The organism is Microbulbifer mixtoriginis (SeqCode) (assembly GCF_052466865.1).
Map to the genome: position 1 here is coordinate 2,189,520 of NZ_CP174293.1, position 14,843 is coordinate 2,204,362.

The 14,843-nt window shown below is 50.5% G+C and carries 9 protein-coding genes; 5 read left to right on the top strand and 4 right to left on the bottom strand.

Going from position 1 to position 14,843, the window contains the following annotated elements; genetic code table 11:
* Positions 1 to 113: 113 nt before the first annotated feature.
* Complete coding sequence (locus ACJJJA_RS10165; protein WP_444888726.1) at positions 114 to 467, bottom strand: hypothetical protein; 354 nt, start codon at positions 465 to 467, stop codon at positions 114 to 116.
* Positions 468 to 844: 377 nt separating this feature from the next.
* A complete protein-coding gene (putA, locus tag ACJJJA_RS10170) occupies positions 845 to 3,991 on the bottom strand; it encodes a bifunctional proline dehydrogenase/L-glutamate gamma-semialdehyde dehydrogenase PutA (protein ID WP_444898461.1) in 3,147 nt (1,048 codons plus the stop codon).
* A gap of 141 nt (positions 3,992 to 4,132) precedes the next feature.
* Here putA and ACJJJA_RS10175 point away from each other — a divergent pair, with 141 nt between their 5' ends.
* The 4 genes from ACJJJA_RS10175 to ACJJJA_RS10190 all read left to right on the top strand — a co-directional run bounded on the left by ACJJJA_RS10175 (position 4,133) and on the right by ACJJJA_RS10190 (position 9,689).
* A complete protein-coding gene (locus ACJJJA_RS10175; protein ID WP_252085528.1) occupies positions 4,133 to 4,642 on the top strand; it encodes an Lrp/AsnC ligand binding domain-containing protein in 510 nt (169 codons plus the stop codon).
* A gap of 303 nt (positions 4,643 to 4,945) precedes the next feature.
* On the top strand, positions 4,946 to 6,100 hold the full coding sequence (locus tag ACJJJA_RS10180) for an acyl-CoA dehydrogenase family protein (RefSeq protein ID WP_252085529.1): 1,155 nt from the start codon (positions 4,946 to 4,948) through the stop codon (positions 6,098 to 6,100).
* Positions 6,101 to 6,381: 281 nt separating this feature from the next.
* Positions 6,382 to 8,394 (top strand): alkyl/aryl-sulfatase, encoded by a 2,013-nt coding sequence (locus ACJJJA_RS10185; protein ID WP_444904492.1) that lies wholly within the window; start codon positions 6,382 to 6,384, stop codon positions 8,392 to 8,394.
* A gap of 71 nt (positions 8,395 to 8,465) precedes the next feature.
* A complete protein-coding gene (locus ACJJJA_RS10190) occupies positions 8,466 to 9,689 on the top strand; it encodes a phytanoyl-CoA dioxygenase family protein (RefSeq protein WP_444904493.1) in 1,224 nt (407 codons plus the stop codon).
* 102 nt (positions 9,690 to 9,791) lie between these two features.
* On the opposite strand, the gene ACJJJA_RS10195 is transcribed toward ACJJJA_RS10190, so the two are convergent.
* The gene (locus ACJJJA_RS10195; protein ID WP_444905239.1) at positions 9,792 to 11,321 is read right to left on the bottom strand and encodes a flavin-containing monooxygenase; all 1,530 of its coding nucleotides are present in this window, start codon (positions 11,319 to 11,321) and stop codon (positions 9,792 to 9,794) included.
* Between the two features lie 111 nt (positions 11,322 to 11,432).
* Between ACJJJA_RS10195 and ACJJJA_RS10200 the strand changes: the two genes are divergently transcribed.
* Positions 11,433 to 12,449 (top strand): AraC family transcriptional regulator, encoded by a 1,017-nt coding sequence (locus ACJJJA_RS10200; RefSeq protein WP_444904494.1) that lies wholly within the window; start codon positions 11,433 to 11,435, stop codon positions 12,447 to 12,449.
* Here ACJJJA_RS10200 and ACJJJA_RS10205 read toward each other — a convergent pair.
* The gene (locus ACJJJA_RS10205) at positions 12,443 to 14,014 is read right to left on the bottom strand and encodes a DUF1254 domain-containing protein (RefSeq protein ID WP_444890624.1); all 1,572 of its coding nucleotides are present in this window, start codon (positions 14,012 to 14,014) and stop codon (positions 12,443 to 12,445) included. The two genes, ACJJJA_RS10200 and ACJJJA_RS10205, sit on opposite strands and share 7 nt — an antisense overlap.
* Positions 14,015 to 14,843: the final 829 nt, after the last annotated feature.

Here is a 14,843-nt window from a genome sequence, read left to right on the forward strand (position 1 = left end):
GATGCTTCCATACATATAACGCCCTGCATAACCGGCAGACCGTGCAAAGCGTGGGCTGTTCGGCGGAAGCCACGTAGTGGCTGGAGCGAAGTTGATGTGCTTGTTATGAGTTTCTACCTTGGGCCCATAGGCTTGATAGTCTGAGGTCTGGAAACTACTTTCTTTGGAGCAATAGAACTTTTAGAGCATTTTGGGCAACGAAAATCTTCTATATTTTCTTTGTAACCTGCTGACAACATTATTTGAGGAGGAAATGTACACTTGCAGAGGTTATATCCCAAAGCTTGAGCAATCTGAGCTTCTGCCAATTTCGATGCTTTTTCAGCTTCGTTAAGCCCCTTATCAATTAGATCTTTATCTTTCGAATTAGGCAGAGCATCTTTAGTTTTTTTGGCAAGTCCAATGGCATCTGAGAGTAATGACAAACCAACCTTTACACTCTCCATTGCGCCGTTAACTTCATCCATAAATTCACCTTTTTGATTCATAACAGTGTATTCAAAAGCAGCTGTATTATATCCCCATTCATATATCCCAACACCATAAGCTACCGGCCTAGCGAAAAAAACCAGAAAATTCAGTCTTTAAGACATAATTAGTACGAACGTCAAAATGTGGATATAAGAAGCTGCATAGTTACCTTGTTATTTCGTGGCTTTTGATTTTAGGATAATCGAGCGAACAGCGCTGTAGCTACATTGTTTTAAGCATTATTGCCATTTAACAGTGACATTTGTGGGTTTGGCTAAATAGGGTGGGGCTGTGAGGTGGGGAGGGGGTGGTCGGTGATTGTGATTTTGAAGTAAAAAGAGCGGGCTTTGCCCGCTCTCTCAGCTCTGAAGGCTTACTGCCCCAAGCTAAACAGTTGCGTATTACCACCAGTGGCAACGGTATTGATGGTTTTGGTTTTCTCGGTGGCAAAGCGGAACAGGTAGTGGGGGCCGCCGGCTTTGAAGCCGGTGCCGGAGAGGCCTTGGCCGCCGAAGGGGTTTACACCTACCACTGCGCCTACCATATCGCGGTTTACGTAGCAGTTGCCCACGTTCACACGCTTGAATACCGCGTCGGCGCGGCCTTCGATGCGGGAGTGCAGGCCGAAAGTGAGGCCGTAGCCGGTGGCGTTGATACGGCGGATCACGTCTTCCAGTTCTTCGGCTTTAAAGCGCACTACGTGCAGGAAGGGGCCGAAGACTTCGCGCTTGAGCAGGGAGAAATCTTCAATTTCTACCACTTGCGGGCCGAAGAAGGTGCCTTGGATGGGTTTTTTGTTTTCGTCGAAGGCAAATAGCGGTTTTGCTTCTTTGGCCATACGCTCGCGATGAGTTTCCAGCAAGCCCAGGGCTTTCTCGTCGATTACTGGGCCGATATCGGTTTCCAGTTTACTGGGGTCGCCAAGGGTCAATTCTTCACAAGCGCCTTTGAGCATATTGAGCAGGTTATCTGCAATTACGTCCTGCACACACAAAATACGTAGGGCGGAGCAGCGTTGGCCGGCACTCAGGAAGGCGGATTGAATTACATCGTCCACTACTTGCTCGGGCAGGGCAGTGGAGTCTACGACCATGACATTCTGGCCGCCGGTTTCGGCGATCAGCGGTACGATCGGGCCCTCTTTAGCGGCCAACTGTTGGTTGATCAGGCGCGCAGTTTCGGTGGAGCCGGTAAAGGCTACGCCGCCCAGGCGCGGATCTTCGATCAGCAGTTTACCCACGGCGGCGCCGGTACCGGTAATCAGGTGCAGTACCTTGGGGGGAACGCCGGCGTCGAGCATGATACGCACGGCGTGCGCGGCGATGATTGGGGTTTGCTCGGCGGGCTTGGCCAGTACGGCATTACCGGCGGCGAGGGCGGCAACCACTTGGCCGGTAAAGATGGCCAGGGGGAAGTTCCAGGGGCTAATGGCCACAAATACGCCGCGGCCGCCAAGGAACAGTTGGTTCTTTTCACCGGTAGGGCCGGGCAGCTCGGTGGGCTCAGCAAAGTGTTGGCGCGCGGCATTGGCGTAATAGCGGCAGAAGTCTACCGCTTCGCGCACTTCACTAATGCCGTCGTTGAGAGTTCGGCCCGCTTCCAGGCAGATAATGGCTGCCAGTTCGTTGGTTTTCTTCTCATAGAAGTCGGCGATACGATCGAGAATCTCAGCGCGGCTGTTGCCACCCTGTCGGTCCCAGTCGATCTGCGCTTCGGTGGCGGAGGCGTAGGCCCGCTCAATTAAATGTTTGTCGGTATTGGCGGTATGGCCGATTACTTCGCCGCTGGCTGGGTTGTAAACCGGCTCTTCAGACTTGCCCATTACGCCATCAACAATAGGGCCACCGAGGAAGTGCTTGCCCTGTTGTTTTTGTACTTCTTCCAGCAGGGGTTCTACTGCGAGTGGGTCGGTCAGTTCTATGCCGTGTGAATTTTTCCGTGGCAGGGCCTCTGCGCCCATATAAATATTCTCCGGTACAGGAATTTGCGGGTGGCGGAGTGGGTTGCAGGCTTCGCTTAAATCGAGGGTATCCTGCACCAGTGCTTCAATGGGTGTGTCTTCATCCATAAAGCGGTTCACAAAGGAGCTGTTGGCGCCGTTCTCCAACAGGCGACGCACCAGGTAGGGCAGCAGGTCGCGGTGGGCACCCACGGGGGCGTAAACCCGCACGGGTACACGCTTGCCGTGTACGGCTTCGATCTGTGCGTAGAGCAGGTGACCCATGCCGTGCAGGCGTTGGAATTCAAAATTGGTGCGCTCGCCGGCCATTTCCAAAATCAGGCCCACGGTATAGGCGTTGTGGGTGGCGAACTGCGGGTAAATCGCTTCTTCCGCGTCCAGCAGTTTTTTTGCACACACTTGGTAGGACAAGTCGGTGTGGCATTTGCGCGTGTACACCGGGTAATCGCTCAAGCCCATTTGTTGGGCGTGCTTGATTTCGCTATCCCAGTAAGCGCCTTTAACCAGGCGCACCATCAGCTTGCGGCCGGTGTCGCGGCCCAGGGCGATCAACCAGTCGGCCACATGGGGGGCACGCTTCTGGTAGGCCTGCAAAACAAAGCCGAGGCCCTGCCAATCTTTCAGTTCCGGGTCGCGGGCCAGAGCTTCAAAAATATCCAGGGAAATATCCAGGCGCTCGGCCTCTTCCGCATCGATATTCAGGCCCATATCGTATTTGGCGGCGGCCACACACAGGCGCTTTACCTGCGGCAGCAGTTCGCCCATTACACGCTCGCGCTGCAATACGCTGTAGCGGGGGTGCAGGGCGGAGAGTTTGATAGAGATGCCGTTGGCCTCGACAACATCGCGCTTACTATTGTCTTTGCCGATAGCTTCGATGGCCATCATATAGGCGTCGTAATAGCGCTGGGCGTCGGCCATGGTGCGCGCACCTTCGCCGAGCATATCGAAGGAGAAGCGGGTGCCGGGCAGGTTTTCCTTGGGGCCGCGCTTCAGGGCTTCTTCGATGGTGCGGCCCAATACATATTGGCCGCCCATAATTTTCATGGCCTGCATCATAGAGGTGCGCACCATGGGTTCGCCGATGCGGCTGATCAGGCGCTTCATCCAATGAGAGGGGCGCTCGGTGATATCCGGGTCCAGCTCGACAACGCTGCCGGTGAGCATCAGCCCCCAGGTGGAGGCGTTCACGAACAGTGAATCTGACTGGCCACGATGGCTGGACCAGTTGCCGGAATGCACTTTCTCGGCAATCAGTTTATCGGCAGTATCAGCATCGGGAACCCTGAGGAGGGATTCCGCTAAGCACATCAGTGCCACGCCTTCTTTATTGGAAAGGCCGAACTGCTGCAGGAAGGCATCGAGTGTGCCGCGCTTGCTGCGCTGCTGGCGCGAGTGGCGCACCAGCTCGCGCGAGGTGTTCAGAATTTTCTTGCGCAGGGCGTCACTGGGGCGGGGGGCGGCCAGGAGCTCGCTAACACATTGGTTTTCGTCGGCGTGCAAATACTCGTGTGCCCGCTCTCGGGCATTCTGGAGATCTCCGGCGAAGTTTGTCGACATATCGTCTCCCAAGCTCTATATCTAGGGTCAGAATAAAAGACCGGATTATGTGCGAAAGTGCTTAGAATTAATCGCCATTTTGGCGACGGTTGTGGTTAAATATCACGCCTAAATGCGTGATTGCCAGTAGGGTATTTTGTAATGTCTCGACAGTTGGAAGATCTGGATCGTATCGATCGCCAAATACTGCGGATTCTTCAACGGCATGGCCGTCTGCCAAACGTAGAGTTGGCGCGCCGTGTGAACCTCAGTCCCACCCCCTGCCTGGAGCGGGTCAAGCGCCTCGAGCGAGAGGGCTTTATCCGTGATTATGTGGCGTTGCTGGACCCTCTCAAGGTTCATGCCGGCTTGGTGGTATACATCCAGGTGACGTTGAATAACACCGCTACCGAGGCCCTGGAGGCCTTTAACCAGCATGTGGCAGGCCTTGAGGAAGTGCAGGAATGTCATATGGTGGCCGGCGGCTTTGATTATCTTGTGAAGATTCGCATTAAGGATATGCTGGGTTACCGCCGTTTTCTCGGTGAGAAGCTGGCCTCGGTACCGGGTGTACGGGAAACCCACACCTATGTGGTGATGGAGGAAGTAAAAACAGATACTGCCGTGGCGGTACCTGATCCAGAGCCTAAAGGTAAAACTACCAGGCGCTAGGCCTGCGTTTGAACGGTCAAGGATGGCCGAAACGCTCACCACTTGGCAGATAATAAACAAACAAGGTTGCCGAGACGGTGGGGGAGAGAGCACTCTTAGGTATCTTTCCGGGATAAGCTCGAACAGGGCTACACACCTAAACACTTCCCAGCACCGCAAACCTTTCTATTGATTGCAGATTTCCCAGGGGAAAATGGCGAATTGGCAACCAATGTCTGCCAGGATTTTATTATCCTCAACATTATGAGTGAGCGGTGCCCTGTGCCGCCCATCCAACCGCGATAACGATAAAGTAGGTACTGTATGGATTTTTCACTGAGCGAAGAGCAGCAGATGATTCAGGATGCGGCGCGTCAGTTTGCCGAGAGCGAACTGAAGCCCATCGCCGCAGAGCTCGATAAAACCGGTAACCGCGAGTTGATGCTGGCCAAGCTGAAAGCCTTGGCTGAACTGGGTTTTATGGGGATCAATATCGATCCCAACTACGGTGGCACCGGTGCCGGCACCATAGCTTTCAGCCTGGCGATTACCGAGCTCGCCCGCGGCTGCAGTTCCACGGCTACGACCACTTCTGTTACCAATATGGTGGCCGAGGTCATCCAGGCCGTCGGCAATGAAGAGCAGCGACAAAAGTATTTACCCAAGATTTGTAGCGGTGAATATGCCGCGGGTTCTTTTTGCCTGACAGAACCGGGGTCAGGTTCCGATGCCGCAGCCATGCGCACCCGCGCCGTGAAAGACGGTGACGAATATGTGCTCAGTGGCAGCAAACTGTTTATCAGCAGTGCTGAGTTCGCTGGCATTTTTGTAGTTTGGGCAGTAACCGATCCCGAGGCGGCCAAAGGCAAAGGCATTAGTTGCTTCCTGGTGGAGGCTGGCACACCGGGTCTGATTATCGGTAAGGCCGAGGAGAAGATGGGGCAGAAGGCATCTGTCACCAATGAAGTCTCCTTTGACAATTGCAGAATCCCCGCCGCCAATCTGTTGGGTGCAGAGAACCGCGGTTTCCGCATTGCCGCCGGCGAGTTGGCCGGTGGGCGCATTGGTATCGGCTCACTAGCGCTGGGCATCGGTCTTGAGGCATTGGACTGCGCTCGCAGTTACATGCACGAGCGCGAGCAATTCGGCAAGAAGTTGGCGCAATTCCAGGGTTTGCAGTGGCAACTGGCTGATAAATATACCGAGTTGGAAGGTGCTCGTTTGCTGTTGTTACAAGCCGCATGGCAAAAAGATGCCGGTCAGGCATTCGGCCCTGCGGCCTCTATGGGCAAGCTGTTTGCCAGTGAAAAAGCCAATGAAGCCTGCTACCTGGCCCTACAAATTCACGGTGGGGTGGGTTATACCCGCGAGTATCCGCTGGAGCGTATGAGCCGCGATGTACGCATTACCACTATTTACGAGGGAACCAGCGAAATACAACGCCTGATTATCGCCCGGCATCTACTCGATGTGCGTTGATGGATTTATGTAGCCAGTGACTTGTGGCCCTGGGGAGGTGGACTATTTCCGACTTGCCCAGTGCCCCCGGAGCCGCACCTTATAGTGTCCCAGCCAGGACACCCTGGCTGGCCCCGCCTTTCATAGCGGGGCTAGTGACTAACGACCTTCCTCTGCCAGCCTATAATCCTTCCTATTCTCTACAGAAGAGCCTCTTCTTCCACTTTGCTCTCAACCATTATTTTTTACTAATCGGCAGATCCACTACAGGGTTTGGCGCAATTTAATATCGGGTGAGAAAAATGAAAAAAAACCGAGGTGCTATTGCTAGAAATGGCGCTCTGATCTTATTTTTTTTGTTATTCATTCCCAGTTTACTGTTGGCGTACGAGCCAAAGCCTGCCAGCGTAATTACAAAAAAAGAAAATCAGGCGGTACTGAAAGAGTTGCCCTTTGCCAATCGGGAGGATTTTGCTGATGTAAAAAGGGGATTTATTGCCCCACTTTTGAATGACGGTATTATCAAGAATGAAAAAGGTGATCAGGTATGGAACCTGCAGGCCTTCCAATTCGCCAATGACCAACAAGCCCCTGCCACAGCTAACCCCAGTCTCTGGCGCCAGCTTCAGTTAATCTCCCAGGGCGGTCTCTATGAAGTGATACCGCGAATTTACCAGGTGCGCAGTGCGGATCTCTCCAATATCACTTTTATTGAGGGGGATACTGGGGTCATTGTTATGGACCCCTTAATCTCTACGGAAACCGCAAAAGCCGGGTTGGATTTATATCGTGAGCACCGAGGGCATAAACCGATAGTGGCAGTGATTTATACTCACAGCCATGTCGATCATTACGGCGGTGTGCGTGGGGTTGTTAATGAAGAGGAAGTAAAATCTGGCAGGGTGAAAGTGATCGCACCCAAAGATTTTTTAATTGAGGCGGTCAGTGAAAATGTGTTTGCCGGTAATCATATGGCGCGCCGTGCCAGTTTTATGTATGGCAACCTTATACCCAAAGGCCCAATGGGTACTCTGGGATCGGGCTTGGGGCTGGAAACGTCCACAGGTACGGTCACTCTGATTGAGCCTACCGATACGATCAGTAAAACTGGTGAAACAAGAAAAATTGATGGCCTCACGTTTGAGTTTTTGATGGCACCGGGCTCCGAGGCCCCAGCAGAAATGCACTTTTATATTCCCGAATTAAAGGCGCTTACTGCTGCGGAGAATGCCACTCACACACTGCACAACCTTTACACCCTGCGTGGCGCCAAGGTGCGCAATGCCCGAGCCTGGTCTCGCTATCTCAATGAGACACTTCAGCGTTGGGGGGGGCAGGCGGAGGTGCTCTTTGCTCCACATCACTGGCCCACCTGGGGGCAGGAGAAGGTCGTCAACCATTTGAAAAAGCAGCGCGACCTATATAAGTACCTCAATGACCAGACCCTGCGACTGGCCAATCACGGCTATAACATGGTCCAGACTGCCGAGTTAATGCAGCTACCCCCAGAGCTTTCCCAATACTGGGCCAATCGTGGATATTATGGCAGTGTCAATCACGATACCCGAGCGGTCTGGAATTATTACCTTGGGTTCTTCGATGGAAATCCAGCGCGGCTCTATCCAATGCCACCCACGGCGGCGGGAAAAAAATACGTTCAATATATGGGGGGTGCGGCCAATCTCATAAAGCAAGCCAAGAAAGATTATGAGGCTGGAGAATACCGCTGGGTGGCGGAAGTGCTGGACAAGCTGGTTTCCGCTGAGCCCAACAACCGCGCTGCCCGTGACCTGCTGGCGAATGCGCTGGAACAGATGGGTTACCAACAAGAGAATGGTACCTGGAGGAACTTTTTTTTAAGTGGTGCCAGGGAATTGCGTGATGGTATAGAGCGATTGCCAGTGCCATTAACTGCCAGTGCCGATACCATCCGCAGTATGCCTACTGTGCTTATTTTTGATTATTTGGGAATTCGATTAAATGGGCCCAAGGCCACCGGGAAGCAGATTGCTATCAATATTAGTTTGCCGGACATACAGGAAGCGTACTCTCTTGTGCTTGAGAATGCTGTGCTCAACTACGGCCCGCCAATAGAAAAGCCCCAAAGCTTCGTTACTATTAATCGCAATGATCTCAACGATATTATCCTGGGGGCATCCTCTATACAGGAAAAACTGAGTGAAGGTGCGGTGAAAATTGATGGGGATGTGGGGCAATTAAAGGTATTGCTTTCCCTTATGGATAGGTTTGATTTTTGGTGGAATCTGGTTACTCCAGAACCTATGAATATAAATACTCCAGCGGAACAGCCTTAACCATTTTTCTCTGGCTGATATTAGAAATTATGGGGTTTCATTTTCGTTGGTAACTATAAGTCGGAATGCTTATGAAAAAGGGCACTTTGGCGGAAATGCTTAAAGGATTTGGCTCTATAGAGGAGGTTGCTGGTGGATTTGAAATTACAAGTCTGCAATCCCTGCGGGTATGGGTGATGGTGGCATTGGTAATGCTTCATAAAGTATTTGTTCTGCCATGGCAAGGGAAAAAGAAAAAACGATTGCTTGATGATCTGGATTCACTTAAAAACCTGACTGTAACTATTTCTCGAGATAAGCTGGATAGGCCAAAGGAGGGGGGCTGCTTTCTCAATGAAAAAGATTTAGACTTTTTTGAGAAGAATGGTTATCTGCCTCCGTTTCAGGTTATTTCTAAAAGTGAGGCAGAGCAACTTAGGGGTGAGCTACTGGACGAGTTTTCATGTGATTTTCATGGGAAAAATTACATGAGCGAAAAAGTTAAAGACATTGCTGAAAGGCACGATCAGTGGTCGATAGAGGTGGCCGGGCTTTATCAGGCATTGAGAATAAAGTCACTAAGAGTACTATTTCGCAGGCCGCAAATAACCGAGCGCCTAGCTAGCTTGTTGGGTGATGAAGTTATGTGTTGGCGGAGCCAAATGTTTCATAAGTTCCCTGGTGCAAGGGGGACGATATGGCATCAAAATGCTACTTTCCGAGAGACAGGGAAGTATGCCAAGTTACAGCCAAGCCAGAAGATGGACCCAGCTGTTATCCAGTTGAACGCCTGGGTGGCGCTTACAGACTGCACGGAGAAAAATGGTTGTTTGCGTATATTGCCGGGGTCAATGGGCGACGCTCGGATGGATTATCTCTATGGTTATGTTCAGGACAATCAAATCTTTTACTTGTCATTGTTGCCATTTTCTATTTCTCATTTATATGCGTTGCTCAAGATAGCGCTCTATGGAACTATTTTTGTTAAGAGTACACTACTTTTTCGTACAGCAGTTGAGCTGTTAGGTGAGGACTACTTTGATAAGTTTAAAGTTGTTGACCTCCATATGAAGGCTGGTGAATGCCTGATTTTTTCCTCCTTGAATATGCATGCTTCATATCCAAACACCAGTAATGATGATTCACGGTTTTCTGTTGTGGCTCGCTGTACACCAAATCATGTTAGGGTGGCTCCATCAGGAGTTGATGTGTATTCAACGGCAGAAGGGTTAGTTGAATACAAGCTTCCAGACGTACCCAATTTTCAAGTATATGGGACAGATAGTTATGGCTACAATAAAGTAATGGACGACTAAGTTTTCATTCTTGAATTTTGTATAAACCTTCGTTTATTAGCTTCACTAAAAACCTTGCTTCTCCACATAATACTGGGGCATCGCTTAACGATCCTCTCTTGTTTAATGGGTGGCCATATCTTCTGTTATGCCAGTGTTAGCTGTTTCTTTTTCTAAGTTTGCGGAAGCCTTTTTTGATTGAAAGGTAAGATAAGCATCCTTAATAGGCTCCTGTAGTAAAATTTTGCAATCTTGTTCGTAATTATTCAGTAGGCGCCACGGATATTTATTGCCCTGGCGGGGAAGGGCATGATTTCCTCTTCTGACATAACCGGAACTCAGGCTGCTCATCACAGAGTTGATTTCAGCACAGGCCTCGTTATCTTCCGCCAAACAAATCTCATACTGATGTTCATCCATATAATTGATTAAACGGCAGATGTAGCGGGCAGAGATATCTGCTTTTAGGGTCCAGGGGGCATTAGTATATCCAAACACCCAAGACATATTGGGGACACCTTCCAAGAGCACAGCTTTGTAAGTGAGCTTCTCACTGATGGGTACTTTCTTGCCATCAATACTCAGCTGCATGCCTCCGAGCACTTGGATATTTAATCCGGTAGCTGTGATAATGATATCCGCATTGATCTGTTGCCCTGATTCCAACTCGATACCCTGTTTGTCAATGGCTTTTATCTCCCCGGTTTCTACTGAGGCTTTGCCTGATTTTATTGCTGCAAAGAAATCATCATCGGGCACTGCGCAAATACGTTGATCCCAGGGGCTGTAGCTCGGTGTGAAGTGACGCATATCAAAGTCGTTGGGTAGGCTTTTGCGAACACCCCGCAGGAACAGTTTGCGCATAAAATGTGGCCAGCGTTTAGAAGCCTTAAAGAGCCAGCGTTGTATTTTTATATTTCGCCAGCGCGCAAAATTAAACACCCAGGATTTTGGTAGAAACTTTAGTAACAGTGCCGAGAGTTTATCGAACGCGGGTACGGAAATAACATAACTAGGAGAGCGCTGTAACATGGTGACATGCTCGGCTTGATCGGCCAGGGCGGGTACCAGGGTAATAGCGGTGGCACCACTGCCAATCACAACAATTTTTTTGTTTTGGTAATCCAGTTCTTCCGGCCAGTGCTGGGGGTGGATGTAGTCACCCTGAAACTGTTCGGCACCAGGAATTTTTGGGAGATATCCCTGGGAATGATCGTAATACCCGGTACATGAGATTAAAAACTTGCAGCTGTAGTAACAGGGCTTGCCGCTCTGAGTATTGCTTCCCTGCAGAATCCATAGTTCTTTTTGGCTATCCCAGTTGGCGCTGAGGAGGTCGACATTAAAGTGAATATCTCTACTAACTGCATACTCGTCTGCAGTATCAATGAGGTATTGGCGGATAGAGGGTCCATCAGCAAGTACTTTCAGTCCCGGCCATGGGCGGAAGTCAAAGCCAAAGGTGAACATATCTGAATCCGAACGAATACCTGGGTAGCGGAATAAATCCCAGGTGCCTCCGATTTGAGAGCGACGCTCTAGGATGGCAATTTTCTTGGAGGGGCATTCGCGGCGCAGGTGGCAGGCGGCTCCGATACCGGAAAGCCCGGCTCCAATAATTAGCACATCAAAGTGAAGTGGTTGCAAAATCATCATCCTTCTTGTGTCTTTAGACGCAATAGACTGCGTAGATGTGGAGCCTTTTTATTGCTACATTGCGACAAAAAATTATCTTGAGGCGTCAGCTGGCGCCCTGGAGGAGCAATGGGTAGTTTGATACGAGCCAGTGTGCTTACGGGGTATAGCGAACTGGCATCGGAGTTTGGAGGAGATGCCCGCACATTTCTTACGGAATTCAGTATTCCTGAGGATATTGTCATATCGGATAGCCGCTTGCTGTCACACTTGGATGTAGCGCGCTTGCTGGAACTAACCGCCGAGCGGTTACAGTGCGCTGACTTTGCCCTTCGTCTGGCAGCAAGACAGGGGGTCGATCGATTGGGGGGGATTGCGGTGATAGCCTGCAACTCCACTTCGGCTAGAGAGGCGATTCTGGCGGTGGCTAGGTTTATGTCATTGCACAGCCCCGCTATTCACTTGCGTATTGAATCTGTCCCTGGTGGTACTTTTGAGCGCCTGGTATTCGATCAACTCGATCCGGCTTTATCGTGCTTTCACCAGATCCATGAGCAAACCTTGGGGAATGCGCTGGTGATGTTGCAAATGCTGATGGGCGCGAATGTGGCACCGCAGCGAGTCCTGTTGCCACATGCCGCTCTGACCGATCCCGCCGATTACTTTGAATACTTTTCCTGCCCGGTGGAATTCCTTTCCGGTTACTGCGCCATGGAGTACCCGGCAGAGCAGCTGGATACTCCGCTCGCTTGTGCCGATCCAGTTACCAAACGGTTGGCCATCAATTATTTAGAGCAGCAGTCAGTTTCTGCCGATGCCTCTTTGAGTACACAGGTTAGGGAATTGATGCGGCAATTGCTGCCTACTGGCCAGTATCAGGTGGGGGTGGTCGCGGCCCACTTAAGCCTACACCCACGTACTCTGCAGAGACGTCTGGCAGGTGAGGGTTTGCGCTTTGATGCCTTGTTGGACCTGGTGCGCAGGGAGATGGCTGCGGAGTACTTGGCAAATACCGAGCTGGCTCTGGGACAGATTACCGGGCTGCTGGGATATGCGGAGCAGAGCACTTTTCAGCGCGCTTGTCGGCGGTGGTTTTCGGATACGCCGCGTAACTACCGTCGCCGGCTGGCCCCTGCCGATCAATAGTCTGTGGGCTCAACCTCTCCTGGGCGCCAGGTCTTCTCCAGCCAGGGCCCCAGGGGGCCATAGAGTCGCAATATCACAAAAAACCCCTTGCCCGGCACTGTCTCCAGCCAGTTGTGTTCGAAGCCCTTGGGGGCTTGGGGACCAAAGTAGATATCGTAAGAGCCGTCGGAATTTTGTTTGATCCCTTTGCTCTGGCTGCTTACCGAGGGGAATTTCTGGCTTGTCTTGAGCTGTGAGCGGGTCTGGCTGTCGTAGATATTAACGGCCCAGAAAGCGTTGACAGGCACCTCCGGCGGTAAGTGCAGTTTGTACTTCTTGGCGCCATCGAAGGGCTCCTTATTTTCATCGACAAAGGCGATGGCGTAATCAGAGCCCTTGCCGGGCTCAAGAGCAATCATTGCCGGACTTACCCCAGTGTAGGGGTAGAAATAGCTGACCCGTGCATCGCTATTGATGGTTTTGCCATCGGGGCCATTAAAGAAAATATTCTTGCCGGGAAATGCCATTACCCAGGCGCTGTCGGTGCCGGGGTAGATCTTGATATCGGCAAGGGATTTGTCGGTGCGGGGATACCAGACGATAGAGCGGGCGATGCCATTGCCGATGGCAACGGCATCGGTAAGGATCTTGGTCATGCGTTCATCGGGGCTAAACGCTTTGCCTTTTTCGATACCAATAGAGGCAAACAGGCCGCGGGTTTCCGGGTTCAGCATGCCAATCCATTCGTACTGAATGACTTCATTGAGGTGTTTATAAAATTTGTAGTTGTTGGGATGAATGGTATTGAAAGCCTTGCCTGAAGCGCTAATGAACACCATCGGCGGGGGGGTTCCCTTTCTGGAGAGGGGGTAAATCCTGAGGTGGTCTTTGACACTTTGGGCGGCGGCTTCCAATGGCTGTTCCCCTGGTGAGCGCATAAATACCCATACTCGAAAAGAGCGAGGGTAGACGGGAAAATACCCAAAGGGCAGATTGCCTTTGTAGTCTGGCGGAAGAACCAGATATTTACCGCCGCGCCCTTTATCTGGCCCGGAGCGACCAATGTCCTCCACATAGCGGAACCAGGCATCATTAAATGCTCCCGAAACCCCTGGTGGTGAATGCAGCACAGTGGGGCCATCGCGCTTGAGATCCAGAAAGGCGAGGGTGTAAATCGTCGATGTGTTTCCGGTTAGAAATAGAGATTCAGAATTCATCAGCCGATCAAAGATTAAAACCTCATTGGCGGCTTTAGCTCCCAGCTCACGAGCGCCTTTCATTAATCCGTGCACCGAGGCCCCTTGAATGCCTTTTAAGAAGCTATCTACTGCACGCATATGATCCAGGTAGTCGTAGAGTTTCTCTGCCGTATCGGGATAAGGGGCGCCATCGCGAAACTTGAGCAGCCCAATGCTGCTTTCTACTTTATCTGGTGTACTGATGGATTCTACAGACTCCCTACTCACATCAGCGCTTAGGTTAGGATGCAATAGCGCAATGAGGATTAATGGAGTGAGAAAAATCATCCGCGAGGTTATGTTGGATTTTTGCGGCTGGTGGGTGAGCGGCAATGGCCAACTGTTCAATCTCAATTCCTCTTTGATTTTCTATGACAGCTCATAAGACTGATGCAGTAAAAACTCGGGCTGCAAATCACATAAATCATCTTTATCGTTTACAACTTCTGTAGCGAGATGTATTGACCGGAATGCGGTTCAAAAAAACTATCGACGCAAGCACATCCTGGGAAATATTTAGTGACTGATGGTTCAGGTTTTTGCGGAGGCTGGAAGCCAATAAATCGGCTTCTGCTTTGCCTATATTGTTTCCAGTGAAACTATTTGTGCCGCATGAAATTAAAAGCCAAGTGAATCCCGCAAGACTCTTCATGATCAAAACCAAGCGTTGGTCTGATTATATTAGCCGCTACTTCTAAAAGCCTTTTTTGGCTTAATTTTCCACCAATTCTTGTTAAGAATTTGGCCATTAGCCTGATGGAAGTGTCGCCAATAACTCCCCAAAGAGCGCACTGGAATGGCTGTGTTGGTTCTGAGCTCGTGGTGCCTGATGCATTTAATGCCGAGAAGCACAGTAAATAATTTTTTTGTTAGATGTTTAATGTAACAAAAGGTCAACAACTTAAAGATATAATGTCAATTTCAAAAGGTTAGGTTGGCCATGTGACTATTGAGAGTGGTGAGATACTTTAGAGATAAGCCTCATTAATAATGGAAATAATTTGCACATTAATAACTGATTTGCGGAATTCAAGGTGTCACTAAAAAATAGTTTCCCTTTGCTGCCCACCAATAAAATTATTTTTCTGCTGAATGTCCTGTTCAATAATAATCAAAAGTCAACATAAAAAAAATTTAGGAAATTATGACTTTCCTGAACTGCATGAGCCGGAATGAA

What these genes read in the sequence shown, in the direction of transcription:
- ACJJJA_RS10185 (WP_444904492.1), top strand. Translation starts at nt 6,382, where the DNA reads ATGAAAAAAAACCGAGGTGCTATTGCTAGAAATGGCGCTCTGATCTTA.
- ACJJJA_RS10195 (WP_444905239.1), bottom strand. Translation starts at nt 11,321, where the DNA reads ATGATTTTGCAACCACTTCACTTTGATGTGCTAATTATTGGAGCCGGG.
- ACJJJA_RS10190 (WP_444904493.1), top strand. Translation starts at nt 8,466, where the DNA reads ATGAAAAAGGGCACTTTGGCGGAAATGCTTAAAGGATTTGGCTCTATA.
- putA (WP_444898461.1), bottom strand. Translation starts at nt 3,991, where the DNA reads ATGTCGACAAACTTCGCCGGAGATCTCCAGAATGCCCGAGAGCGGGCA.
- ACJJJA_RS10180 (WP_252085529.1), top strand. Translation starts at nt 4,946, where the DNA reads ATGGATTTTTCACTGAGCGAAGAGCAGCAGATGATTCAGGATGCGGCG.
- ACJJJA_RS10165 (WP_444888726.1), bottom strand. Translation starts at nt 467, where the DNA reads ATGGATGAAGTTAACGGCGCAATGGAGAGTGTAAAGGTTGGTTTGTCA.
- ACJJJA_RS10200 (WP_444904494.1), top strand. Translation starts at nt 11,433, where the DNA reads ATGGGTAGTTTGATACGAGCCAGTGTGCTTACGGGGTATAGCGAACTG.
- ACJJJA_RS10175 (WP_252085528.1), top strand. Translation starts at nt 4,133, where the DNA reads ATGTCTCGACAGTTGGAAGATCTGGATCGTATCGATCGCCAAATACTG.